Source organism: Streptomyces sp. NBC_01775, from assembly GCF_035917675.1.
Classification (GTDB): Bacteria; Actinomycetota; Actinomycetes; order Streptomycetales; family Streptomycetaceae; genus Streptomyces.
In genome coordinates, this window is sequence record NZ_CP109104.1 from 4003389 (window position 1) to 4026628 (window position 23240).

At 71.4% G+C, this 23240-nt stretch carries 22 protein-coding genes; 14 read left to right on the forward strand and 8 right to left on the reverse strand.

Going from position 1 to position 23240, the window contains the following annotated elements; all coding sequences use genetic code 11:
- Positions 1–60: 60 nt before the first annotated feature.
- The 4 genes from OHB04_RS17820 to OHB04_RS17835 all read right to left on the reverse strand — a co-directional run bounded on the left by OHB04_RS17820 (position 61) and on the right by OHB04_RS17835 (position 5066).
- Positions 61–1803: a dihydroxyacetone kinase family protein gene (locus OHB04_RS17820; protein ID WP_326807790.1), complete on the reverse strand. Its 1743-nt coding sequence runs from the start codon at positions 1801–1803 to the stop codon at positions 61–63.
- Between the two features lie 73 nt (positions 1804–1876).
- Positions 1877–3322: an FGGY-family carbohydrate kinase gene (locus OHB04_RS17825; RefSeq protein ID WP_326688684.1), complete on the reverse strand. Its 1446-nt coding sequence runs from the start codon at positions 3320–3322 to the stop codon at positions 1877–1879.
- Positions 3319–4398: a 2-hydroxyacid dehydrogenase gene (locus OHB04_RS17830; protein ID WP_326807791.1), complete on the reverse strand. Its 1080-nt coding sequence runs from the start codon at positions 4396–4398 to the stop codon at positions 3319–3321. The genes OHB04_RS17825 and OHB04_RS17830 overlap by 4 nt, the downstream gene beginning before the upstream one ends.
- Positions 4395–5066: an HAD family hydrolase gene (locus OHB04_RS17835; protein ID WP_326688686.1), complete on the reverse strand. Its 672-nt coding sequence runs from the start codon at positions 5064–5066 to the stop codon at positions 4395–4397. The genes OHB04_RS17830 and OHB04_RS17835 overlap by 4 nt, the downstream gene beginning before the upstream one ends.
- Positions 5067–5214: 148 nt before the next feature.
- On the opposite strand from OHB04_RS17835, the gene OHB04_RS17840 reads away from it, so the two are divergent.
- The gene (locus tag OHB04_RS17840) at positions 5215–6000 is read left to right on the forward strand and encodes a DeoR/GlpR family DNA-binding transcription regulator (protein WP_326688687.1); all 786 of its coding nucleotides are present in this window, start codon (positions 5215–5217) and stop codon (positions 5998–6000) included.
- Positions 6001–6175: 175 nt separating this feature from the next.
- On the forward strand, positions 6176–7519 hold the full coding sequence (locus OHB04_RS17845; RefSeq protein ID WP_326688688.1) for an MFS transporter: 1344 nt from the start codon (positions 6176–6178) through the stop codon (positions 7517–7519).
- A gap of 185 nt (positions 7520–7704) precedes the next feature.
- Here OHB04_RS17845 and OHB04_RS17850 read toward each other — a convergent pair whose 3' ends face one another.
- Positions 7705–8793 carry an Lrp/AsnC family transcriptional regulator gene (locus OHB04_RS17850; protein ID WP_326688689.1) on the reverse strand — a complete coding sequence of 363 codons (1089 nt, stop codon included), beginning with the start codon at positions 8791–8793 and terminating at the stop codon, positions 7705–7707.
- 139 nt (positions 8794–8932) lie between these two features.
- Between OHB04_RS17850 and OHB04_RS17855 the strand changes: the two genes are divergently transcribed.
- Positions 8933–10645 carry an AbgT family transporter gene (locus tag OHB04_RS17855; RefSeq protein ID WP_326807792.1) on the forward strand — a complete coding sequence of 571 codons (1713 nt, stop codon included), beginning with the start codon at positions 8933–8935 and terminating at the stop codon, positions 10643–10645.
- Positions 10646–10701: 56 nt separating this feature from the next.
- On the forward strand, positions 10702–11952 hold the full coding sequence (locus tag OHB04_RS17860) for a M20 family metallopeptidase (RefSeq protein WP_326688691.1): 1251 nt from the start codon (positions 10702–10704) through the stop codon (positions 11950–11952).
- A 131-nt stretch (positions 11953–12083) separates the two neighbouring features.
- On the opposite strand, the gene OHB04_RS17865 is transcribed toward OHB04_RS17860, so the two are convergent.
- Positions 12084–12512 (reverse strand): DUF3224 domain-containing protein, encoded by a 429-nt coding sequence (locus tag OHB04_RS17865; protein WP_326807793.1) that lies wholly within the window; start codon positions 12510–12512, stop codon positions 12084–12086.
- Positions 12513–12638: 126 nt separating this feature from the next.
- Between OHB04_RS17865 and OHB04_RS17870 the strand changes: the two genes are divergently transcribed.
- The 6 genes from OHB04_RS17870 (at position 12639) to OHB04_RS17895 (ending at position 18801) form a co-directional block, all read left to right on the forward strand.
- The gene (locus OHB04_RS17870) at positions 12639–13613 is read left to right on the forward strand and encodes a helix-turn-helix transcriptional regulator (RefSeq protein ID WP_326688693.1); all 975 of its coding nucleotides are present in this window, start codon (positions 12639–12641) and stop codon (positions 13611–13613) included.
- Positions 13614–13828: 215 nt separating this feature from the next.
- Positions 13829–14890: a TetR/AcrR family transcriptional regulator gene (locus tag OHB04_RS17875; RefSeq protein WP_326688694.1), complete on the forward strand. Its 1062-nt coding sequence runs from the start codon at positions 13829–13831 to the stop codon at positions 14888–14890.
- Positions 14891–15015: 125 nt separating this feature from the next.
- Entirely contained in the window at positions 15016–15909 is an 894-nt protein-coding gene (locus OHB04_RS17880) for a 3-keto-5-aminohexanoate cleavage protein (RefSeq protein ID WP_326688695.1), read from the forward strand.
- 152 nt (positions 15910–16061) lie between these two features.
- Positions 16062–17042, forward strand: coding sequence for a 3-hydroxyacyl-CoA dehydrogenase NAD-binding domain-containing protein (locus OHB04_RS17885; RefSeq protein ID WP_326688696.1), 981 nt, complete (start codon positions 16062–16064; stop codon positions 17040–17042).
- Positions 17039–17602, forward strand: coding sequence for a thioesterase family protein (locus OHB04_RS17890; protein ID WP_326688697.1), 564 nt, complete (start codon positions 17039–17041; stop codon positions 17600–17602). Before OHB04_RS17885 ends, OHB04_RS17890 begins: the two co-directional genes overlap by 4 nt.
- Before the next feature lie 248 nt (positions 17603–17850).
- Complete coding sequence (locus tag OHB04_RS17895; protein WP_326688698.1) at positions 17851–18801, forward strand: TauD/TfdA dioxygenase family protein; 951 nt, start codon at positions 17851–17853, stop codon at positions 18799–18801.
- A gap of 199 nt (positions 18802–19000) precedes the next feature.
- Here the strand turns inward: OHB04_RS17895 and OHB04_RS17900 are convergent, their stop codons facing one another.
- Positions 19001–19177, reverse strand: coding sequence for a hypothetical protein (locus OHB04_RS17900; RefSeq protein WP_326688699.1), 177 nt, complete (start codon positions 19175–19177; stop codon positions 19001–19003).
- Between the two features lie 49 nt (positions 19178–19226).
- Between OHB04_RS17900 and OHB04_RS17905 the strand changes: the two genes are divergently transcribed.
- The 3 genes from OHB04_RS17905 to OHB04_RS17915 are packed head-to-tail and all read left to right on the forward strand — an operon-like array spanning position 19227 to position 20539.
- Complete coding sequence (locus OHB04_RS17905) at positions 19227–20150, forward strand: helix-turn-helix domain-containing protein (protein WP_326688700.1); 924 nt, start codon at positions 19227–19229, stop codon at positions 20148–20150.
- A complete protein-coding gene (locus tag OHB04_RS17910; RefSeq protein ID WP_326807794.1) occupies positions 20126–20326 on the forward strand; it encodes a DUF397 domain-containing protein in 201 nt (66 codons plus the stop codon). Before OHB04_RS17905 ends, OHB04_RS17910 begins: the two co-directional genes overlap by 25 nt.
- 9 nt (positions 20327–20335) lie before the next feature.
- Positions 20336–20539, forward strand: a complete 204-nt coding sequence (locus OHB04_RS17915; RefSeq protein ID WP_326807795.1) for a DUF397 domain-containing protein — start codon at positions 20336–20338, stop codon at positions 20537–20539.
- A 47-nt stretch (positions 20540–20586) separates the two neighbouring features.
- On the opposite strand, the gene OHB04_RS17920 is transcribed toward OHB04_RS17915, so the two are convergent.
- Entirely contained in the window at positions 20587–21273 is a 687-nt protein-coding gene (locus tag OHB04_RS17920) for a histone deacetylase (RefSeq protein WP_326807796.1), read from the reverse strand.
- A gap of 231 nt (positions 21274–21504) precedes the next feature.
- Here OHB04_RS17920 and OHB04_RS17925 point away from each other — a divergent pair, with 231 nt between their 5' ends.
- A complete protein-coding gene (locus OHB04_RS17925; protein ID WP_326807797.1) occupies positions 21505–22995 on the forward strand; it encodes an FG-GAP and VCBS repeat-containing protein in 1491 nt (496 codons plus the stop codon).
- Positions 22996–23240: the final 245 nt, after the last annotated feature.

Here is a 23240-nt window from a genome sequence, read left to right on the forward strand (position 1 = left end):
TGCGTTCCTCCTGGTGGCGAGAGGTGAGGGGATGGCCGCGGGGGCGGGGTGCGGGGCGGTTCAGACGTCGGTGGCCAGTGCCGTGGCCACCTCGTCCAAGACCATCGCCAGCGAGATGGCACCCGGGTCGGCGGTGCCGACGCTGCGCTCGGCGAGCGGCCGGGCGCGCCCAAGTCGGGGGCGCAGTTCGGCGGTCGCCTCGGCCGCCGTACGGGCCACCCCGGCGGCCGTCGCGAACGACTCGGCGGCGCCGGCTCCTTCCGCGATCCGGCCGTGGAAGGCGGTGACGAACGGGTCGAGCGCGTCGACCAGCGTCTTGTCGCCGGGCGCCGCCTTGCCGAGCCCGGTGACGGCCTCCAGCGCCGCGCGGGCAGCCGCCGCCAGTTCGGCGGGCTCGGCCGCCCGGTCGGCGGGCAGCGCCGAACCGGCCGCGCGCAGACCCGCGCCCCACAGCGCGCCGGAGGTGCCGCCCGCCTCGGCGGCCCAGGCGTCACCGGCGGCGCCCAGCAGCGCGGCGGGGGCCGCGTTCGCGGCGTGGGCCCGCTCGGCGGCGGCGAGTGCGGCGTCCACGCCCTTGCACATGCCGCGCCCGTGATCACCGTCCCCGGCGACCGCGTCGAGCCTGCCCAGCCGCTCCTCCTGGTCGTGCAGCAGGGTGTGGGCCGCGCGCAGCGCGCGGACGGCCGCCGCGGAGACGGCCACGGCGGAGCCGCTCGCCGTGGGCACCTCGGTGCGGGCAGCCGTGGCGGCTCGAGGCTCGGGGACTCGTGCCGCCACGGCTGGTTCCTGGGGGGCGACTTCGCCCCTGCGGTAGGACGGGGTGTCGGCGGGCGCGAGCCACAGCCGCTCCAGCTCGTCGTCCAGCCAGGTGAGAGTGAGGGAGCAGCCCGCCATGTCGAGGCTGGTGACCAGCTCGCCGACCTCGGGGCGCACCAGCTCCAGGCCCGCTTCGGCCAGCAGCCTGGAGACCGAAGCCCACAGGACGTACAGCTCCTCGTACTTGGTGGCGCCCAGGCCGTTCAGCAAGACGGCGACCCGGTTGCCGGCCGCCTCGGCGGGGCGCTCGGCCAGCAGGCCCTCCACCAGGGTGCGGGCCAGGTCCTCGGCCGAGGTCAGCTCGCTCTCGCTGACGCCGGGCTCGCCATGGATGCCCAGGCCCAGCCCGAGCCGGCCCTCCGGCACGGTGAACAGCGGCTCGCCCTGCCCCGGCAGGGTGCACCCGGCGAAGGCGACGCCCAGGGTGCGGGTGCGGGCGTTGGTGTGCTCGGCGACCCGGACGACCTCCTCCAGGGAGGCCCCTTCCTCGGCCGCCGCCGAGGCGTTCTTGAAGACGACGAAGCCGCCCGCTATGCCGCGCCGCTTGGCCCGCTCCTCGTCGGAGCCCCCGGTGGCGCTGGCTATGTCGTCGGTGACGGCGAAGCAGCGGGCCGGGATGCCCTCGCCGGTCAGGCGCTGCGCTGCCTGGCCGAAGTTCATGACATCACCGGCGTAGTTGCCGAACAGGAACAGGACGCCGGCACCGCTTTCGGCCTCGGTCGCCACGGAGTGCGCCTGCGCGGCGGACGGTGAGGTGAACACGTTCCCGATCACAGAGCCGTCGGCGAAGCCGGGGCCGACCACGCCGCAGAACGCCGGGTAGTGGCCCGAGCCGCCGCCGGTCAGTACGGCGACCTTCGCCGTGCCGGGGCGGCTCGCGCGGACGACGCCGCCGGGGACGGCGCGGACGTGTTCGGGGTGGGCTGCGGCGAAGCCGGTCACCATGTCGTCGGTGAAGCGGGCCGGGTCGTTGAAGAGTCGGGTCATGAGTCGCTCCTGTGGGGCAGCTGCGGGCCGGTGGCCGCCGCGCTTGCCCGCCAAGCGCGGCGGAGAACAGGTCTCACCAGGATTCGCGGGCGGCGGCGAGGGTGCGCAAATACTCGGCGTAGCCCGCCTCGTAGTACTCGACCGCCTCCGGGTCGGCCCGCACCGTGCGCGCGGGCACACCGGTCGCGTCGGCGTCCACACCGAGCGCCGACCAGGCGACGCGTGCCGCGCCCCGGATGCCGACCGCGTCCTCACGTACGTGCAGGTCGCGGCCGAGGACGCCGGCGAAGACGCGGCCCCATTCGCCGGAGCGCGCGCCGCCGCCGCAGGCGGTGATCTCGGCGGAGACGCCGAGGGTCTCCAGGCAGTGGCGCGCGGAGTAGGCGACGGACTCGCACAGGGCGCGCACCAGGTCGGCGCGTCCGGTCAGCGGCGAGAGGCCGTCGAGGCGGCCACGGGCACGCGCGTCCACGAAGGGGGCGCGCTCGCCGCTGGTGGACAGGAAGGGCAGCGCGGTGACGCCGCCCGCGCCGTAGGGCGACTGGGCGAGCAGCGCGTCCAGTTCCTCGATGCGCACGCCCAGCATCTTCAGCAGCCAGTCCAGCCCGGCGGTGCCGATCATGGCGGGCATGACCTTGAGGTAGCGGTCCGGGTAGGGGGTGGCCAGGACCATGCCGGCCGCCTCGTCGCCGGGCGGCGCGGGGTCGGCGCTGAGGACCTGGCAGGCGAGGGTGGTGCCGATGATGAGGTTGCCCTGGCCGACCTCGCTGAGGCCGGAGCCGAAGCCGCAGGCGGGGATGTCGAACGGGCCGGCGCTGACGGGCAGCCCGGGGGGCAGGCCCAGTTCGGCGGCGACCTTGGGCAGCAGCCCGAACAGTGCGCCGGGCGGCGCGGGTTCGGCCAGCAGGTGCCGCCACCGGCCCAGCCCGCACAGCTCCAGCGCCTCCTCGTCGTAGCGGCGGGTGGCCACGTTCAAGAAGGGCAGCGAGGCGTCCGAGGCGTCGACGGTGCGCTGACCGGTGAAGCGCTGCGCGATGGTGTCCACGCAGTATCCGGCCACGTCGGCTGCGGCGAGCCGCTCGGGCTCGTGCTCGGCGAGGTGGGCGAGCAGCGGGCCCGCGGCGCCGGGGAACATCCCGGAGCCGGTGCGGCGGTGCACCTCGCGGGTGATGCCGTCCGCCGTCCAGCGGTCCAGGACATCGGCGGCGCGGCCGTCCATCCAGGACAGGGCGCGGCCGAGGGGACGCCCCTGGGCGTCGCGCAGCCACAGGCCGTCGCCCTGTCCGGTCAGGGCGAGGGCCTCGATGGGCTCGTTCGGGTCGAGCTGTGCGGCGTCGGCGACGGCGGCCCGTACGACGGTGACGACCGTGCCGATGACCTCGTCCATGTCCTGCTCCACGCGGTTGCCCGGGAGCGTGTAGACGGTGGAGCGGGCTTCGTGCGCGGGGGTGGTGCGCCCGTCGCGCGCGAGGAGCTGGGCCTTGGTGACGGAGGTGCCGACATCGACCCCGACGATCATGACCGCTGTCCCTGGGCCCGCCCCTCCGGCACCGCGAAGACTTCGGGGTTGGCCACGAACTCGGGCCGCTCGCCGCGCAGATGGGCCGCTGCCTGGGCCGCGGTGATGGCGGCGGCGCGATCGGCGGTCTGGCGGGTGGCGCCGGCCAGGTGCGGGGTGGTGATGACGTTCGGCGCCTGGTGCAGGGGCCAGTCGGCGGGGGGCGGCTCGATGTCGTAGACGTCCAGGGCGAGCGCGCCCAGGCGGCCGGTCTTCAGCAGTTCGGGCAGCGGCGCGTAGTCCATGAGTTCGCCGCGCGCGGAGTTGACGAGCACGGCGCCCTCGGGGAGCAGCTTGAGGTTGTCGGCGTTGAGCATGTGCCGGGTCTCGGGGGTGACGCGGGCGTGCAGGCTGACCACCGAGCTGCGGCGCAGCAGGTCGTCCAGGCCGGTCAGCTCGACGCCGTCGGCCTGGGCCTTGGCCGCGTCGGTGTAGGGGTCGGCGACCAGCACGTGGGAGCCGAAGGCGCGCAGCACGCGGGCGACGATGGAGCCGATGGCGCCGTAGCCGACGAGGCCGACGGTGGTGCCCTCCAGCTCGATGCCGGCGTTGTCGTAGGCGTAGTAGTCGCCGCGCCAGGTGCCCCTCTTCAGCTCGGCGTCCGAGACGTTGATGCGGCGCAGCGCGGCCAGCATCAGCCCGAGGGCGAACTCGGCGGCTGCGGCGGCGTTACGGCCGGGGGTGAAGGTGACGGGGATGCCCGCGCGGGTGGCGGCCTCCAGGTCGACGTTGACGGGGCCGCCGCGCGCGACGGCGATCAGCTTCAGCCGCGGGGACGCCTGGATGACGCGCTCGGTGAAGGGCGCCATCTGGACCAGGGCGATCTCCGCGTCGCCGAGGGCCGCCAGCAGCTCGTCCTCGGTGCCGCTGGCCTCCTTGACGTTGCCCACGGGCCCGAAGGGGGTGTGCGGCCACTGGGTGGTCTGGGTGCGGAAGTCCAGCTCGGCGCCGGGCGCCGCGGCCTGGAGCGCGTCGACGAAGAGCTGGGGGGCGATGAAGTGGTCGCCGGAGGCGAGGACCTGAATCGGGCCCGTCATGCCCGGTCACCTTCCTTGAGCTGGGAGAGCAGGTAGCGGCGTACGGCGCCGTGGTCGGACGCCGCGTACGTGGCACCGGCGAGGGCGTCCTCGGCCGGCGGGTAGGTCGGGTTGGGGATGGCGACGACCGTCATGCCCGCGGCGGTCGCCGCGCGCAGCCCGTTGCTGGAGTCCTCGACGGCGAGGCAGTCCGCCGCCGGGACACCCAGCTTCTCGGCGGCGGCGAGGTAGACGTCGGGGCTCGGCTTGCCCCGGGGCACCTCGGCGCTGGAGACGGTCGCCTTGAAGTGGTGGTCGACTCCATGGTGCGCGAGGACCGCGTCGATCACCCGGCGCGGCGCGGAGGAGGCGAGCGCGATGGGGCCGAGCGAGGCGGAGTCGGTGACCATCTCGCGGGCGCCGGGCAGCAGGTCGATCTCGCCGTCCTCCAGCGCCTTGATCATGCCGTCGACGACGGTGCGCTCGGTGTCGGCCGCGCTGTCACCCGCGCCCGCGAACTCGGTGAGGAACCCGGCCCATTCCGGCGCGCTCATGCCCTGGCAGCTGCGGGTCTGTTCGGGGCCCCACTGCTTGCCCCGGTCTGCGGCGAACGCGGTCCACAGGCCCTCCCAGAGGTGCTCGCTCTCCACGAGCACTCCGTCCATGTCAAACACCACTGCATCGGCCACGGCCGGTACTCCTCACGTTCGGCTCCCTGCAAATTAACACTGACACTGTTATCTGTCACTCATGACCTGATACGAAAACCACTCATCGTGTGAGACTCAGGGCGGTCCGGCGCGTGAGGCGGGGCCGAAGGGGTGCAGGATGGTCGGTATGACCGCCCAGGGACCCGCGCGCGCCACGCGCCAGAAGCGCCAGCAGCTCATCGTCGACCACGTGTTGGCCAAGGGCGACGCCTCCGTGGCGGAGCTGACCGAGCTGACCGGCGTGAGCTTGATGACGGTGCACCGCGACATCGCCGAGCTGGCCGACCGGGGCATCCTGCGCAAGTACCACGGCGGGGTCTCCGCACTCCCCTCCACGGTCTTCGAGTCCAGCTCGGACTTCCGGCTGCACGCACACCCGGACGAGAAGGGCGCGCTGGCCCGCGCCGCGCTGGAGTTCGTCTCGCCGGGCATGTCGCTGATGCTGGACGACTCGACCACGGCACTGGCGCTGGCGAAGCTGCTGCCGCAGGTCGGACCGCTGACGGTGGTCACCAACTACCGGCTGATCACCGAGGAGCTGCGGGCCGTCGAGGACGTCCGGCTGATCGGCGTGGGCGGTGAGTACTCGCGCACCCACGACTCGTGGATCGGCCTGTCGGCGCTGGAGATGATCAAGAGTTTCTCGGTGGACCTGACCCTGGTCTCCACCTCCGCGATGACCGGGGAGATGACCTATCACCAGGAGCAGGAGATGGTCGCCATCAAGCGCGCGATGCGCGAGGCGGGCTCGGTGAGCGTGCTGCTGATGGACCACAGCAAGGTCGGCCGCAGCGCCCTGCACCGGCTGGATCCGGTGCGCTCCTTCGACCATGTCGTGCTGACCGGCCCCGTCGAGGACGACGTCCTGACGGAGATGCGGAAGCTGACGGACGTCCGGCTGGCCACGGACTGAGGGCGCGGCCCGGCGCTGTCGGCTCGCGTCGCCGGCTGGTGCGCCGCTTGGTGTCGCCCTCCGAGTCACGGCTTAACAAAGAACCGGGTTAGTTTTAACACACCCCTTGATATTTATCGCAGGGCGGCTGAGTATCTGCGGTGCACCAAATGGTTACCTCAGAGTGGAGGCCGCGATGCCGGATCTAGCGACGCCAGACGCGGGGAACGGGAAGGGGCTGCTCGATCGCATCGGGCTGCCGAAGCCCCTGGTCCTCGGCTACATCGGCGTCCTGCTGTTCATGATCGGCGACGGCGTGGAGAGCGGCTTCATCGCGCCGTACATGGCTGATCACGGTGCGGGCACCGATGTGAAGGCCGGCTACGTCATCACCGTCTACGGCGTCGCCGTGATGCTCGCCTCCTGGTTCTCCGGCGCGCTCTCGCAGGTGTGGGGCCCGCGCAAGGTGATGTGGGTGGGGCTCGTCATCTGGGCCGTCTTCGACGCCCTGTACCTGGTCTTCGCGCTGGAGACCGAGAACTACCCGATGATGCTGATCCTCTACGGCATCCGCGGTTTCGGATACCCGCTGTTCGCCTTCGGCTTCCTGGTGTGGATCACCGGCAGCGCCCCGAAGGCCCGGCTGGGCACCGCCGTCGGCTGGTTCTACTTCGCCTTCACCGGTGGCCTGCCCACCCTCGGCTCCCTGTGGTCCAGCTTCACCATCCCCGCGATCGGCGAGATGGGCACGCTGTGGACGGCCCTCGGACTGATCCTCATCGGCGGCGCGATCGCGCTGGTGGGCGCGCACCGGCGCGCGGGCGGCGAGCGGCTCGCACCGCCCGAGGTGACCACGGGTGAATCCCTCTACAACAGCATCTCGATCGTGTGGACCCACCCGCGCGTCCTGGTCGGCTGCCTGGTGCGGATCATCAACACCGCACCCGAGTTCGGCATGCTGGTCTACCTGCCGCGGATCTTCTCCGACGACGTCGGCTTCGGCACGGACAAGTGGCTCCAGCTGCTGGCGATCATCTACGGCACCAACATCTTCTTCAACCTGATCTTCGGCGCCGTCTCCGACAAGATCGGCTGGCGTACGACGATCGCCACGTTCGGCGCCCTGGGCTGCGCGATCAGCGTGACGGTGCTGTACTTCGTGCCGACCTGGCTGGGCCCCGACTACTACTGGGTCGCGGTGCTGGCGGGCATGCTCTACGGCGCCACGCTCGCGGGCTTCGTCCCGATCTCCGCGCTCATCCCGAACATGGCGCCGGAGAACAAGGGCGGCTCGATGGCCCTGCTCAACCTGGGCGCGGGCGGCGCCACGTTCGTCGGCCCCGCCATCGCCAGCCTCTTCCTCCCGCTGGTCGGAGCGGGCGGCGTGACCATCGTCTTCCTGGGCCTGTACCTGGTCGCGATGGTGCTGACCCTGTTCCTCAAGATGCCGGAGGAGCAGGGTGCCTCCGGCTCGGGGAAGGGCTCAGGGGACGAGGACCCCGGCAAGAGCAAGGTGGGCTCGGCCCCAGCTCCCGCGTAAGCGCTCCGCTGCGCTGGGAGGTCCGGTGCTTCGTCTGCGAGTCCTCCCCCTAGCTCTTCGAGCAGGGAGGTACCCCCAGGCTGGTCGCGCGGTTCCCCGCGCCCCTTCGGGGCGCTGCCGAACCGCACCGGACTTCGCCGGACCCGTAGCGAGCGGCATCGACGGTTCCTGTCCCGCCGCGCGGATCACTCCGCGCGGCGGGACAGGAATCCGTCGACCCGGTCGCCGAGGCGGACCCCGTCGCGCGCCGTCCAGTGGCGGCGCAGCACACGGACGCCCACACAGGTGTTGACCGTCGTGACCTCCGGGAAGGCCCCGAGATCCGTGGTGATGAAGCGGGCCAGGTCCTCCTCGTCACGGAAGACGCCGTAATGGATCACCGAGGCGGAGCCGGCCACCATCGACACATAGCGGGCGGACCGGTGGTTGCCCAGGGTGTCGAGCAGGCCGGGAATCGCCTGGGGAAGCACGGTCAGCGACATCAGGGCGTTGAGCGGGAAGCCCAGCAGCGTGGGTTCGATCTCCACCCTGGGCTGGAGGGCGCCGCACTCCAGGAGCGACTGTGAGGTGCGGTACGCGGTCGAACGGCTGACGTCCAGTTCGCGGGCGATGTCGGCGGCCGGGATCCGGCCGTTGGCCACCATCAGCTCCAGAGTGCGCCGCTCCAGCTCCGACAGCTGGTCGGGCGAGGTCCGCCGCTCCTGGGTGACCTGTACGGCGTGCTCGCGCAGCCGGTCGGCCTGCTCGTCGCCGAGCCGGTGGAGCCGCCAGGTCTGGCCCATGGTGTAGGCGCGCAGGACCAGTTGGGATTCGGTGGAGACGACGCCCGGGATGCCGGGCAGCCGGTTGGTCAGCAGGTCGAAGATGTCGGTGCCGAGCAGCGGGTAGACGCTGCAATAGATGTCGGCGCTGCCGGTCGTCAACAGCAGCGTCTGTACCTCGGCCAGTGCCAGGATGCGCTGGGCCACCTCCTGCGAGCGACCCGGTTCGCACTTGATCCACACCTGGCGCGGGTTCTCCGTGGTGATCAGCGGCCAGTCCAGCCGGCCACCCACCCGCAGCAGCCGCTCCGTGCGCAGCCGTGACAGCCGGCGGGCGACGGTGCTGGGCGAGCTGTCCAGCACCTCGGCGAGGGCGTTGACCGGCGTACGGGGCGCGAGTTGGAGCGCCGCGACCAGATCGAGATCGACGTCATCGAGCAGCCGTTCCTCCGGGCGCGTCGATGACCGTCGCGTGTTGACGGTGGGCTCGGTGTGCTCGGTGGGCGAGGACATGTCCTTGATCCTAGCTTCCTCATCATCAGGAAGTTACGCGGGTGAAACAGCCGAACGTCGCTAACTTATTGACACATTCAACCGCTCTGAAGTCTCATGGCGAATTAATAAGCCATTCGACGAGGAGAGAGGGGTCGATGTGGCGACCAAGACGACAGTGAAGCGCCCGGTGAAATCGGGCTCCGTGGCGTTCACGCTGCGGACGCTCGGCGTCATCGAGCGCGTCGGCAACCGGCTGCCGCATCCCTTCTGGCTGTTCGTGATACTCAGCGGGTTCCTGCTCGCCTTGAGCTGGGGCCTCCACGGGCTGGGCGTCTCGGCCGAATCGCCCAAGGACGGCGCGACGATCGCGGTGCGGAGCCTGATCTCGGACGCGGGCGTCACGATGATGCTCGACGGACTGATCGAGAACTACGCGACGTTCCCGCCGCTCGGGGTCGTCCTCGTCGTCATGCTCGGTGTGTCGGTCGCCGACCAGGCCGGGATGCTGACCGCGATGCTGCGCGCCGCGCTGGCGAAGGTCCCGGCCAAGGCCGTCACCTTCATGATCGCGCTGACCGGGATGGTCGCCCACATCGCCTCCGACGCGGCGTTCGTGGTCATGATCCCGCTGGGCGCGATCGCCTATCGCTCCGTCGGGCGCAACCCCGTGCTGGGCGCGGTGGTCGCCTTCGTCTCGGTCTCCGGCGGACATGCCGCCAGCCCGCTCGTCACCCCCTCGGACGCCACGCTGGCCGCGCTGACGACGGCGGCGGCACAGACCATCGACTCCTCGTACACGGTCACCCCGGTGGCCAACTACTTCTTCTCGCTCGCCTCTTCCGTCGTTCTGGCGCTGGTCATCACCCTGGTCGCCGAGACGCTGCTGACCCGCAGACTGGCGATGATGGCCGCCGACGACGCGGCGAAGGCGGCCGAGGCCGGGACCAGGGCCGGGACCGAAGCTGGGACCGAGGCCGGTTCCGGTGCCGAGGCCAAGGCCGGTGCTAAGGCCAAGGCCGGGACCGAGGCCAAGTCCGGGACCGGTTCCGGGACCGGGGGCGGTTCCGGGGCCGAGACCGGTTCCGGGGCCGAGGAGCTGCCCGATCTGTCGCTCACGGGCGACGAGCGCCGTGGGCTGCGCGCCGCCGCGCTCACCACCCTCGCGCTGGTGGCCGCGATCGCGGTGGCGGCCCTGCCCGCGGGATCACCCCTGCGCGGCGAGCACGGCGCCATCATCGACTCCCCGCTCGTCCACAACATCGCCGTCTTCCTGTCCCTGATCTTCTTCGCCACCGGTATCGCCTACGGGCGGGCGGTGGGTGCCGTGCGCACGGCGAAGGACGTCCCCGAGATGATGGCGGCGGGGCTCCGTGAGCTGACCCCCGTCCTGGTGCTGTTCTTCGCGATCTCGCAGTTCCTCGCCTACTTCAAGTGGACCTCCATCGGCGAGGTCATGGCCATCAGCGGAGCGGAGCTGCTGGACTCCTCCGGCGTGCCGATCGCGGTCATCTTCGTCGGCGTCATCCTCGTCGTCAGCGTGATGAACCTGCTCCTGACCAGCGGCTCAGCCATGTGGGCACTGATCGGCCCGGTCTTCGTGCCGATGCTGATGCTGATGGAGGTCGCCCCCGAGACCACCTGGGCGCTGTTCCGGATCGCCGACTCCTGTACCAACCCCATCACCCCGATGAGCCCGTACTTCGCACTCTGCCTCGGCTTCGTCCGCCGCTACCGGCCAACGGCCGGCATCGGCACCTTGATGTCGCTGACGCTGCCGGTCGCGCTGTCGATGCTCGTCGTGTGGACTCTGCTCTTCCTGGCCTGGTACTTCGTCGGCCTTCCCTTCGGCCCGGGGGCGCCGACGCGCTGATGCGCCACATCCACCGAATCATCGAGAAATCATCGAAACGGAGAGACACGCACACCATGTCGGCACCCGCACCCGCCCCCCTCCCGCTGCCTGTTCCCGACGGCCCCGCGCTGGCGCGTATCACGGCCTGGTGCCGTGACCAGGACCACCAGGACGGCTACCTCGCCGATCTGCGCCGACTGGTCGAACACGAGTCGCCCAGCGACGACAAGACACTCCTCGACGCCACCGCCGACCTGCTCCAGGAGCTGCTGACCGAGCGGCTGGGCGAGCCGAGCCGCACCGTACGCCACCGCCATCCCGAGCTCGGCGACGTCATCGAGGCCGAGTACGAGGGCATCGCCGACGGCACCGGTGACGGCACCGTCCCGGGCGCCACGGCGACGGTCGTCGGCCACTACGACACCGTGTGGCCGGCCGGGACCGCCGTCGACTGGCCGTTCACCCTCTCGGAAGGGACCGCCTCGGGCCCGGGGGTCTTCGACATGAAGGCCGGTCTGGCGCAGGGGATCTGGGCCCTGCGCGCCCTGCGCGAACTCGGTCTGCCGCGGCCCACCGTACGGTTCGTGTTCAACGGTGACGAGGAAACCGGCAGCGTCGTCTCCCGCCCCCTCATCGAACGGGCCACCGACGACGCGGCGGCCACGCTGGTGCTCGAACCGGGCGGCGAGTGGGGGATCAAGTCGGGCCGCAAGGGCGTCGGCATCTTCAACATCACCGTGAAGGGCCTGGAGGCACACGCCGGTCTCGACCCGGCCAAGGGCGCCAGCGCCGTCCACGGGCTGGCCGATGTCATCCAGAGCCTGGTCGCCGCCGCCGATCTGGAGCGCGGTACGTCCGTCAACGTCGGCCGTATCAGCGGCGGTACGGCCCGCAACGTCATCGCGGGCGAAGCGACCTGTCTCGTGGACGTCCGGGTCAGCACGCAGGCGGAGATCGAGCGAATAGACCAGGTCCTGGCGGGGCTGGTCGCCAAGGACCCCCGGGTCACCGTCGCCGTCGACGGCGGCTGGAACCGTCCGCCGATGCTGCCGGGAGCGGGGGGCCGCCGCCTCTTCGCGCTGGCCGACGGTGTCGCGACCGGGATCCGGGGGCCCCTGGCGGAGCTGTTCGTCGGCGGCGGCAGCGACGCGAACTTCGTCGCCGCACTCGGCCGCCCGGTCCTGTGCGGCATGGGTGCCACCGGCGACGGGGCGCACGCACGGCACGAGCACGTCATCCTCGCCGACCTCCCCGACCGCGTCGCCCTCACCGCGGGCACGCTGCTGGGCCTGGGCCTCCCGGGAGAACCGGGCGCTGACGGCTGACCCGCTGCCCCGCTGCCCCGCTGCCCCGCTGCCCGGCTGCCCGGCTGCCCGGCTGCCCGGCAAGCGTTCACCGGCCGCCGCCGGGCCCTCGCCGTCGTGGTGTTCCGCCGCCGCGGCGGGGCAGCGGGCCGTCAGCCCAGCTCGTAGGTGAAGGTCACCGGGACGCTCTGGTCGCCGGGGCGGGTCTCGTAGGAGCCCGTTCCGGCCAGCCCGGCGAGGTCACCCGTGGCGGAGCCGGGCACCACCTCGAAGGTGCAGCTGATGGTGCCCGAATCGTCGAACGAGCCGCTGTGCCGGAGCGCGAAGGAGCCCTCCCGTCCCTCGACGGAGCCCGTCAGCACCTCCATGCCGGAGAAGACCCCCCGCGTCTCTCCCACGTACACCAGCGCGTACTCGCACGCGGTGTCCCGCGCCTCGATCCCGCCGGTGAAGGTGTTGACGACGGCCGCGTGCGCGAGGCGGGGGCTGCGGGCCGCGTCGGTGACCTCTTTCTCGTCCCAGGATCCGACGGTGAAGCTGCCGGTGACGGTCTGCTGAGCCTTCTGCGTCTGCTGCGTCATGGTGAGGCCTTTCGCTGTGCGGTGGTGATGGCGTACAGGCATCCTCATCGGCGTACCTGACATCTTCTGTCAGGTACGGCCGAGATCTTCGCCAGGCACCAGAACGCGCCGCGCGAGAATGGGCGCATGCGTGCCGACCGGCTTGTCTCCCTCCTCCTGCTGCTCCAGAACCGGGGCCGGTTGACGGCGCCGGAGCTGGCGGCCGAGCTCGATGTGTCCGTGCGCACCGTCTACCGCGACATCGACTCGCTCAGCGCCTCGGGGGTCCCCGTCTACGCCGACCGAGGCCCCGCCGGGGGCTTCCGGCTGCTGGACGGCTACCGCACCCGGCTGACCGGACTCACCGACTCCGAGGCGGGCTCGCTCTTCTTGTCCGGGCTCCCGGGCCCCGCCCAGGAGCTGGGGCTCGGCGCCGTGCTGACCACCGCCCAGCTGAAGGTGCGCGCCGCGCTCCCGGCCGCTCTCGCCGAGCGCAGCCGGCGCGTCCAGGACCGTTTCCATCTGGACGCGCCGGGCTGGTTCAAGGACGCCGAGCCCGTGCCCCATCTGCCGCGTATCGCCGAGGCCGTGTGGGAACAGCGGGTACTGAGCGTGCGCTACCAGCGGTGGCGGGGCGAAGTGCGCCGCGAGGTACGGCCGTTGGGCGTTGTCCTCAAGGGGGGCATCTGGTACGCGGTGGCCCAGGCGGACGAAGCCGTGCGCACATACCGGATCTCCCGATTCGAGGAGGCGGAGCCCACGCCGGACGGACGGACATTCGAGCGGCCCGCCGGCTTCGATCTTGCCGCCTACTGGGCCGAGTCGGCGCGCCGACTGGAGTCCTGGCTGCGGCAGGACATGGCGAGGGTGCGCCTCTCCCCCACCGCGCAGTGGCTGCTCCCGGCGAAGTTCGGCGCCCCCGGCGAGCGGGCGCTGGCGGCTGCGGGCCCGCCGGACGGCGACGGCTGGGTGGAGACCGAACTGGAGGTGGAGTCCGAGCCGGTCGCCGTCTCCGACCTGCTCAGCCTGGGCGCCGAGGCGGAGGTCCTCGGCCCGCCGTCCCTGCGGGCGGCCCTGCTGAAGGCCGTGGCCGCCCTTTCCGCCCGTTACGCGCAGGGGTAGCGGTGCGTCGCGGGTGCGTTTTTGTGGGTGCGTTTTTGTGGGTGCGTTTTTGTGGGTGCGTTTTTGTGGGTGGGTTGTGGGTGCGTTGGGGTGCCGACTGATGCGTTAGTCAGCACCACAACGCGACGAAAATTAGCGTCCTTTACCGGAGGAAACAGGGCATAGAGAGCGCGCACTCATTGCGGTTATCTCAACGCGCTCGTACGGTGGCGGCCATGCGGAAGGAAACGGGCGACAGGATCGAGGACGGCGCGGGCGAGGTCGCCGAGCGCGTCCGCAAGGTCGTCGAGGCCGCCGGGTGCAGCCAGCGGGAGTTCGCCCGACGGATCGTGATGGACCCCTCCAAGCTCTCCCGCTCACTCAGCGGCACCCGCCGCTTCACCGTCGCCGAACTGGCCCGTATCGCCGACGCCGGTGAGGTCGACGCGGCGTGGCTGCTCGGCTCCCGTGCCGTCGACCCCGCCTCGGCCGGGGCCGCCCCCACCCGCGGCGACCCCGCGCCCGGCGCCCCCGCGCTTCCCTCGCCGTCCGCCGGCGCCCCCTCCACCACCGAACCGTCTCCCGCACCGTCTCCCGCACCGGGCGCGTCCCAACTCCCCTCCACCGGGCGCCCGTTGCAGATCGTGCGGGAGACGGTGCGGCTCATCGCCGAGCACGGCTTCCACGCCGTACGCGTGTCCGACATCGCCGCCGCCTGCGACACCAGCACCGCCACGATCCACTACCACTTCCCCGGCCGCGCCGAACTGCTGGAGGCCGCCGTGCGCTGGTGCATGGACGAGGACACCGCCAGCCGCGCGGCCCGCATCGCCGAGGCCGGGGCCGAGGACGCGGCGGCCGAGCTGCGCGAGGTGCTCGCGCTCCAGACGCCCCGCACGCCGCAGCAGCGACGCCAGTGGCTGGTGTGGCTCGACCTGTGGGCCGAGGCCGCCCGCTCGACCGCCATCGGCCGCCTGCACGTCGACTACTACCGGCAGTGGCGCACGACCGTCGCCGACGTCATCCGGCGCGGCATCGGCCAGGGCGTCTTCCGCCCCGTCGACCCCGAGTTCAGCGCACTGCGGCTGACCGCCCTCGTCGACGGGCTGGCCTCACAGGTCCTCGCCGGCGCGGACGGCACAGGCGGTGCGAACGGTGCGAACGGCGCGGACGGCGGGGACGGCGGGGATTCCGCCGAAGGCGCCGGGAGTGACGGCATGAGCGGGGGCGGCACCAGCGCGGACGACATGCACGCGGCACTGCTCGCCCATGTGCGAACCGAACTGCTTCCCCATTAGCCCTCGCCCTCGCCCCTCGCCCTGCCCTCTCCGGTCCTCCTTCTGCTCTCCGCCTGCCCTCCGCCTCGTCTCGTCCCTCAGTACCCCCACCCCCACCCCCACCCCCACCCCAACGGAGGTTTCCCATGCCCATGAACGACAGCGTCATCATCACCTGCGCCCTCACCGGCGCCGGCGACACCGTCGGACGGAGCCCGCATGTGCCCGTCACCCCCGAGCAGATAGCCGCGTCCGCGGTGGAGGCAGCCGGGGCCGGAGCGGCCGTCGTCCACATCCACGTCCGCGACCCCGAGACCGGTGCCCCCTCGCGCGACCCCCGCCTCTACCGCGAGGTCGTCGAGCGGATCAAGGAGACGGGCACCGATGTCGTCATCAACCTCACCGCCGGCATGGGCGGCGACCTCGTCCTCGACGCCGACCAGCCGCTGGAGAAGGGCGCGCTGGAGGGCACCGACCTGGTCGGCGGCCTCGACCGGCTGCCGCACGTGGAGGATCTGCTCCCCGACATCTGCACCCTGGACTGCGGTTCGCTCAACTTCGGCGACAACCTCTACATCTCCACGCCCGAGATGCTGCGGAAGGGAGCGCGGCGCATCCAGGAGCTCGGGGTGCGGCCCGAGCTGGAGATCTTCGACACCGGGCAGCTGGCGTTCGCCAAGCAGCTGCTCGACGAAGGGCTGCTGGACGACCCGACGGTCTTCCAGCTGTGCATGGGCATTCCGTGGGGTGCGCCTGCCGAGCCGGGCATTCTCGCCTCCATGGTCAACTTCCTGCCGGCCGGGGCGCAGTGGGCGTCCTTCGCGCTGGGGCGCATGCAGATGCCGTGGGTGGCGCAGTCGATTCTGCTGGGCGGGAACGTGCGTGTGGGGCTGGAGGACAACCTGTACCTCAGCAAGGGGGTCAAGGCGACGAACGCCCAGCTCACGGAGCGCGCCGTGCAGATCACCGAGTCCCTGGGGGCCTCGGTGGCTTCTCCCGATGAGGCCCGCGCCCGGCTGGGCCTCAAGCCTCGCGCCTGACCCCTCTTTTTGGCCCCCGCCCCTCACCCGGCCCCCGCCCCTCACCCCGCCTCCGCCGCTCCCCGGCCTCCGGCCGGGAGGTGCCGCAAGCGCGATTGCCTGATCGGGGGCCGGGACACCACGGGCACGCCCCATCACAGCAAAGGAGCACCATGACCACCGCACCCCAAGACGTACGGCGCGTCACCTGTATCGGCGCAGGCGTCATCGGCGGCGGCTGGGTCGCCCACTTCCTCGCGCGCGGTTACGACGTGACCGCTTGGGACCCCGCCCCGGACGCCCCGGAAAAGCTGAGGCGGCTCGTGGACGCCGCCTGGCCCGCGCTCACCCAGCTCGGGCCGGCCGAGGGCGCGTCCAAGGACCGGCTCACCCTCGCCCCCACCCTGGAAGCGGCCTGCGCGCACGCGCAGTTCGTGCAGGAGAGCGCCCCCGAGAAGCTGGAGCTGAAGCGCTCGCTGCTCGCGCAGCTCGACGCGGCGACGCCCGAGGGTGTCGTCATCGCCTCGTCCACCTCCGGGTATCCGATGACGGACATGCAGACCGAGGCGGCCGACCCGTCCCGGCTGCTGGTCGGGCACCCGTTCAACCCGCCGTATCTGATTCCGCTGGTGGAAGTGGTGGGCGGCGAGCGTACGGACGCCACTGCCGTCGAGTGGGCGTCGCGCTTCTACGAGGTGGCGGGCAAGTCGGTCATCACCATGGACCGCGAGCTGCCCGGATTCATCGCCAACCGCCTCCAGGAGGCCCTGTGGCGCGAGGCGCTGCACATGGTCGCCAACGGCGAGGCCACGGTGAAGGAGATAGACGACTCGATCACCGAAGGACCCGGGCTGCGCTGGGCGTTCATGGGCCCCTGCCTCACCTTCGCGCTCGCGGGCGGCGAGGGCGGAATGGGCCACATGCTCGACCACTTCGGCCCCTCGCTGAAGTCCCCATGGACCCGGCTGGAGGCCCCCGAGCTGGACCGGGAGCTGCGCGACGCGATGGTCGAGGGCTGCGAGGAGGCGGCGGACGGCCGCACCATCGCGGACCTGGTCGCCGAGCGCGACCAGGGCGTCATCGACGTCCTGCGCGCCACCGGCCGGCTGCCCGGCGGCGGACTTCCCGGCGGGCAGCGGGGCGGTACGGCGTGAGCGGGCGGCTGCCGGACTTCCACCAGAGGGTCCGCGCGGAGTGGATCGACTACAACGGCCATATGAGCGAGGCGTTCTACGTCCTCGTCTTCGGCCACGCCACCGACGCGCTGATGGACGCCGTCGGCCTCGGCCCTGGCTACCGCGAGGAGAGCGGCTGCTCCCTCTACACCGTGGAGGCGCATGTGCGGTACCTCCGTGAGGTCGAGGACGGCACCCCGCTCACCCTGCGTACGCGGATCCTGGGCGTGGACGCGAAGAAGCTGCGGTTCGCGCACGAGATGTACGCCGGTCCGGCGGACGAGTCCGCAGCCGTGGCAAACGGGTCCGCCACCATCGCGAACGGGTCCACCGCCGTCGCGGACGAGCCCACCAGCGTCGCGGACGAACCCGCCACCGTGGGGCACGAACTGGTCGCCACCAGTGAGCTGTTCGCGCTGCACGTGGGTGGGGAGGGCAGCGTTCCGTTTCCCGCCGAGGTGCGCGAGCGGCTCGCCGGGCTCACCGAGGAGCCGCCCCCGTGGGCGGGCCGCGCGATCGGTCCGGTGCCGCGCGCCTGACAGGAGCGCCCCAGGTCGTCGCCCCGTACGGCCCCCGTCGCCCCCCCAGGGTGACCGTACGGGGCGGTGTTGACGTCTCACGGTCCGGATCCCAGAATGAGACGCATGGTCCTTCACTCCGCACACCCGGCAGGACGCCTCGGCATCCCCTGGCGGCGTGGGTGTGAGCGCTCCGGTCTGTAGCTGCCGCACGGCTTCCGCACCGCGCCAGTTCCCACAGCCACCGGATCCCCTGGAGGACCACACCCATGAGCATCACCGCGCCCCACCCCGTCACACCCCAGTCCGCCACCCTCCGTGAGGCCCGGGTGCCCGAGGGTGGGCTCTACGAGGGCACCCGCCTCCTGCGCCCCTTCCCCGAGGGCTGGGAGGAGCGGCCGTACGCGCACATCGAGGTTCACCCGCAGACCAGCGTCATCGGCGCGGAGATCCGCGGCGCCGACCTCACCCGGCCCCTGGAGCCCGCGGTGCGCGAGGAGCTGAACCGCGCGCTGCTGGAGTGGAAGGTCCTCTTCTTCCGGGGCGCGCACCTCACCCCCGAACAGCAGGCCGGCTTCGCGCGGCACTGGGGCGAGCTGGAGACCAACCCGCTGCTGGCACGCGGCGCGAGCGACGAGGTCGCCCGCTTCGAGAAGGGCGCGGGCGGCCGTCCGACGTACGAGAACGTCTGGCACACCGACGTCACCTTCCGCGAACGGCCCGCGATGGGCGCGGTGCTCCAGCTGCGCGAGGTGCCCCCGATCGGCGGGCACACGATGTGGGCGGACATGGCCGCCGCGTACGACAACCTCCCGGAGGAGGTGCGCGAGCGCCTCGACGGGGCGAGCGCGGTGCACGACTTCATCCCCGGCTTCGCGCGCTTCACCACGCGCGAGAAGCTGATCGAGCTCCAGGACGAGTTCCCGCCGGTGGAGCACCCGGTGGTGCGCACCCATCCGGAGTCGGGCCGGAAGATGCTGTTCGTGAACACCTCGTTCACGACGCACATCGTGGGCATGGACCGGGCGGAGAGCGACCGGCTGCTGGCCGAGCTGGTGCGCCAGGCGCACGTCCCCGAGTACCAGGTGCGCTTCTCCTGGCAGCCGGGCGACATCGCCTTCTGGGACAACCGTGCCACCCAGCACTACGCCCTCTTCGACTACGCCGGACACCGCCGCGTAGCCGAACGCGTCGCCATCGTCGGCGACCGCCCGTTCTGACCTCCGGACCGACCTCCAGGTGAACGGTCGTCGGGCGCCGGACCGGCGCAGGCCCCCGGGGGCCCGTCCCCCGGCGTCCCGACGATGACGATCACGCCGTGCCGGGGACAGTGGAAGAGGTTTCCGCCGTCCCCGTACGGCTCCATGTCGTGGTATGCCTTCGGGCAGATCATCTCCCCGCTAACCAATGCCTCCGCGCTCACCGGTGCGCCTCGCTCTTGTGCCGGCCGAGCAGGACGTTCGCGTCGGTGGCGGCGCTGTAGTCCCGCCCGTCGTAGGCCCCCGCACGCTCCTTCGCGTGCGCGGCGCACACCCCGCATCCATCGACCGGTTCCGGCCACCGGGGTGGCGGGGTGGGTGTAGTTCGCAGCAGCATGGCGCCTTCCGTTCCTCACCGTTCGTGTTCGGACAGCTACCTAGACTGCATGCGGCGGCGTACGCTGAACAGCCGAAAACTGTGGGTCAACGACATTGCCTATGCGGAGAGTTGCATGGATGAACAGGTACCCGGCCCCCGCCCCGGCCGACAACCACTGACGGCCAGGAGGCTGCTCGCCGAGCAGTTGCAGCACCACCGCGAGAAGAGCGGCTGGTCACTCAGCTCACTGGCGAACAAGGCTCACTACGACCGCTCCGACCTGCACAAGATGGAACTCGGCCAGAAGCTCGGCCCCGAGCACCTGGTCGCGAAGCTGGACGGCCTGTACGGCACGGGCAACACGCTCACCCTGCTGTGGCGCCTGGCCAAGGAGGAGCATGTGCGCGATACGTATCGCGCTTACATGGAGATGGAGGCAAGCGCCACCGTCCTACACCAGTACGCGACATCGACCGTGCCCGGTCTGCTCCAGACGGAGAGCTACGCGCGAACCTTGGTGAACACCTGGCCGATCTGGAGTCAGGAAGAGGTGGAGACCGAGCTGACGAAGCGGATGGCGCGACAGGAACGACTCGGCGAGGATGGCGCCTTGCACTATCGCGCGATCCTCGACGAAGCCTGCTTCCGCCGAGTGCCCCGGACTCCTCAGACCTGGCGGGACCAGCTCACGCATCTTGCCGAAATGGCCGACCGGCCGAACGTCACCCTCCAGGTGCTGCCGTTCGCATCCGGTCTGCATGAACTGGCAGGCGCCAACTTGAGCCTGCTGTGGCAGGCCGACGGCGCCAACGCGGCCTACCAGGAGAGCAGTCACACGGCCACCGTGGTCGCGGACGCAAAGGAGGTGGCCAACCTCCGCCTGTCCTACGATGCTTTGCGGGACTCGGCCCTCACGCCCAGTGAGTCACGGACCTACATCCAACGCGCAGTTGAGGAGCACACACCATGCACACTCCCCGACCGAACTTGAGCGCCGCCAAGTGGCGTAAGTCCAGCTACAGCAACGCCACCGGGGGAGAATGCGTCGAGGTGGCCGACAACATCCCCAACACCGTCCCCGTCCGCGACAGCAAGGACCCCCACGGCCCCACCCTGGTCTTCCCCACCACCGCGTGGACCCGCTTCATCACCTCCGTCCGAGACTGACGAGCAGTCATGACGCATACCCCGCGACCGAGCCTGAGCACCGCCAGGTGGCGTAAGTCCAGCTACAGCAACGCCAACGGAGGGGCGTGCGTCGAGGTGGCGGACAACATCCCCAACACCGTCCCCGTCCGCGACAGCAAGGACCCCCACGGCCCCACCCTGGTCTTCCCCACCACCGCGTGGACCCGCTTCATCACCTCCGTGCGGGGCTGAACCGCCCCACCGAAGCGGCGAATGGGGGCGGACGAGGCGGAGCCTGCCTAGGCGTTATCCACACCGTTCACGTCCGTACCCCGCGCGTCCGCGCCGTGCCCGTCCGCGCCGCGCGTGAGCGCCCCCGCGGCTGCGAGGTAGGCCGCCACCCGCTCCCCGCTCCAGCCGCCCGACTCCCGCAGCCCCGCCGCCAGATGGGCGAGGTAGGCGGCCGTGGGCGGCACGTACGGTACGTCTCCGGCGCCCCACGGCGCGGTGAACGTGAGTACGGGCCGGGAGCGCAGCGTTCCGGCGCACACCAGCGTCTCGTACCGCCCGTCCCCCAGCGCGGCGCGCCCCCGTGTGAGCACGCCCGCCAGGTCGAGGCCGGCGCCCGGCCGCCGGTACATCTCCTGCGCCGCGATGTCAGAGAACTGACTCGGCGTCACCAGATGGGCCACGGCAAGGGTTCGGCCTTCGGCGTCCGGGTCGTAGAAGGCCCGCCCGCCACCCCATACGGGGGACACGGTCGCGAAGTACAGGGCGCCCGGCAGTTCGACCGGCACCGACTCGGCGGGCATGCGCCGGTCCCGGCAGCCGGGATGCTCCCGCGTCCCTCCCTCGGGCCGCCCTCCGACGATGTACGCCGCCAGCCGGTCGCGGTGCGTGTTGGACCCGTAGGAGGCGTACCAGACCAGCTCCGGCGACTCACCGGAGGACTGCCCGCCCAAGGACCGCTCATCGAAGGGACCCATGCGTTCGAGGATTTCCACCCTCGGAGCACGATTCGTTCGGTAAGTTCCAAAGATTTTTCGGATCGTCATGAACCTTTCCGCCGGAACGTCCGTCGAACTTTGTGTCCGGTCAGATATGGGGGCCTGGCAGGGCAAGAGCACTCGTCCGTACATCCCCTGCGACTGGTCAGCGCAGTCGCCCGGTCCTGTGCACCGCACCCCAAGTGCGCCGCACACTCAGGAGGGTCTTCAGTGCAGCACAAAGCCATCACCGCGCGGTGGAGATCGGCAGCCGCCACCGCCACGGCAGGCCGCGTCATCGGGCTGACCGCGCTGGTCGCGGGTATCGCCGTCACCGGTGTGCTGACCGCGGGGGCCGCCACCTCCAAGCCGGCCGCCAAGGCCAAGGCCGCTGTTCCCATGGCGGACTTCAACGCCGACGGCAAGGCCGACGTGGTCACCTCGGCGCCCAACGGAAAGGTCGACGGAAGGTCCGAGGCCGGGTACCTCACGGTCGTGAACGGCGGCGCCGACGGCTCGGACACCTCCAAGCGGCAGGTCGTCAACCGCAGCAGCAAGGGCATTTCGGGGAAGTCCGCCCTGGGCGAGCGGTGGGGCGACCGCTCCGTGGCCCGGGACCTGGACGGGGACGGCGCCACCGACCTGGTGGTGGGCTCCTCGGACACCCGGAGCGGACTGACCCTGGTGTGGGGCGGCAAGGGCAAGGGCCTCACCAAGGGCGCGGCCCTCTCCAAGGATCTCAAGGTCAGCTCGCGGGTATTCGGCGCGGGCGACTTCAACGGCGACGGCAAGTCGGACCTGGTCGCCGGCGACGAGGGTGGCGACGGCGACCAGCTGCGGGTGCTGTACGGCCCCTTCACCCGAGAGGGCGCCCCCGCCTCCAAGGCCAACCTGCCCTCGGGCTCGGAGTTCGGCCCCGACAAGATCGTCACCGGCGATGTCACGGGTGACGGCCTCGACGACGTCATCACCACCAACTCCACGGAGGAGACCGCCGATCCCACCCGCGTCTGGAAGGGCGGCAAGGAGGGGCTGAGCGACAAGCCCGCCGAGGTCGACCCCGCGGCGAACGGCACCGTCGGTGACGTTGACAACGACGGCTTCGGCGACCTGGTCATCCGTACCGTTCCCAAGAAGAACGTGGAGAACCTGCCCGACGACCACGGCACCATCAAGGTCCTCTACGGCACCAAGGACGGCCCCAGCAAGAGCCGCACCACCACCCTCAGCCAGAAGAGCAAGGGTGTGCCCGGCACCAACGAGAAGGGTGACGAGCTCGGCTCCGCTCTCAGCGCGGGCGACGTCAACGGTGACGGCTACGCCGACATCGCCGCGGGCCTGCCCGGCGAGGACCTCGGCAAGGGCGCCAAGGGCCGCGACAGCGGTGCGGTCATCCAGCTCTTCGGCGCCAAGGGCGGCCTGAAGGGCACCGGCGCCAAGGCGTACCACCAGAGCACAGCGGGCGTGCCCGGCGGCAGCGAGGCCGGCGACCGGTTCGGCAGTGCCGTCACTCTCCAGGACACCGACGGCGACAAGCACGCCGACCTCTCCATCGGCGCACCGATCGAGAGCGGCACCACGAAGGAGCCGGAAGCGGGCGCCGTGTGGACCCTGCTCGGCACGGACGACGGCCTGACCACCAAGGGCGTCGTCTCCTACGGCCCCACCGCGCTGGGCGCCCCCGCCTCGCGCGCCGGCCTCGGCACCAGCTTCGCCCGCTGACACCTCCCCGGACGGCCACTGCCGTCAGTGAGCGCGCGAAGAAGCACCACCGCACAAGGCAACGCCCTGAACGGAACGGAGAAGCGAAATGCGCAGGAAGTTCATGAAGGCCGTGGTCACGATGGTCGCCAGGGATGCCTGACCCCGGTCCACTGATCCGGACGCCCGTCCGCTGATCCAGCGGCGTTCCGCTTCCCGGGCGGTTTCCCGGTCTTCTGCCGAAGGCCGGGGAACCGCCTTTCGGC

Excerpts from the sequence above, each read along its gene's own strand:
- OHB04_RS17820 (WP_326807790.1), bottom strand. The coding sequence starts at position 1,803 with ATGACCCGACTCTTCAACGACCCGGCCCGCTTCACCGACGACATGGTG.
- OHB04_RS17825 (WP_326688684.1), bottom strand. The coding sequence starts at position 3,322 with ATGATCGTCGGGGTCGATGTCGGCACCTCCGTCACCAAGGCCCAGCTC.
- OHB04_RS17830 (WP_326807791.1), bottom strand. The coding sequence starts at position 4,398 with ATGACGGGCCCGATTCAGGTCCTCGCCTCCGGCGACCACTTCATCGCC.
- OHB04_RS17840 (WP_326688687.1), top strand. The coding sequence starts at position 5,215 with ATGACCGCCCAGGGACCCGCGCGCGCCACGCGCCAGAAGCGCCAGCAG.
- OHB04_RS17845 (WP_326688688.1), top strand. The coding sequence starts at position 6,176 with ATGCCGGATCTAGCGACGCCAGACGCGGGGAACGGGAAGGGGCTGCTC.
- OHB04_RS17850 (WP_326688689.1), bottom strand. The coding sequence starts at position 8,793 with ATGTCCTCGCCCACCGAGCACACCGAGCCCACCGTCAACACGCGACGG.
- OHB04_RS17860 (WP_326688691.1), top strand. The coding sequence starts at position 10,702 with ATGTCGGCACCCGCACCCGCCCCCCTCCCGCTGCCTGTTCCCGACGGC.
- OHB04_RS17865 (WP_326807793.1), bottom strand. The coding sequence starts at position 12,512 with ATGACGCAGCAGACGCAGAAGGCTCAGCAGACCGTCACCGGCAGCTTC.
- OHB04_RS17870 (WP_326688693.1), top strand. The coding sequence starts at position 12,639 with ATGCGTGCCGACCGGCTTGTCTCCCTCCTCCTGCTGCTCCAGAACCGG.
- OHB04_RS17875 (WP_326688694.1), top strand. The coding sequence starts at position 13,829 with ATGCGGAAGGAAACGGGCGACAGGATCGAGGACGGCGCGGGCGAGGTC.
- OHB04_RS17880 (WP_326688695.1), top strand. The coding sequence starts at position 15,016 with ATGCCCATGAACGACAGCGTCATCATCACCTGCGCCCTCACCGGCGCC.
- OHB04_RS17885 (WP_326688696.1), top strand. The coding sequence starts at position 16,062 with ATGACCACCGCACCCCAAGACGTACGGCGCGTCACCTGTATCGGCGCA.
- OHB04_RS17895 (WP_326688698.1), top strand. The coding sequence starts at position 17,851 with ATGAGCATCACCGCGCCCCACCCCGTCACACCCCAGTCCGCCACCCTC.
- OHB04_RS17900 (WP_326688699.1), bottom strand. The coding sequence starts at position 19,177 with ATGCTGCTGCGAACTACACCCACCCCGCCACCCCGGTGGCCGGAACCG.
- OHB04_RS17905 (WP_326688700.1), top strand. The coding sequence starts at position 19,227 with ATGCGGCGGCGTACGCTGAACAGCCGAAAACTGTGGGTCAACGACATT.
- OHB04_RS17910 (WP_326807794.1), top strand. The coding sequence starts at position 20,126 with ATGCACACTCCCCGACCGAACTTGAGCGCCGCCAAGTGGCGTAAGTCC.
- OHB04_RS17915 (WP_326807795.1), top strand. The coding sequence starts at position 20,336 with ATGACGCATACCCCGCGACCGAGCCTGAGCACCGCCAGGTGGCGTAAG.
- OHB04_RS17920 (WP_326807796.1), bottom strand. The coding sequence starts at position 21,273 with ATGGGTCCCTTCGATGAGCGGTCCTTGGGCGGGCAGTCCTCCGGTGAG.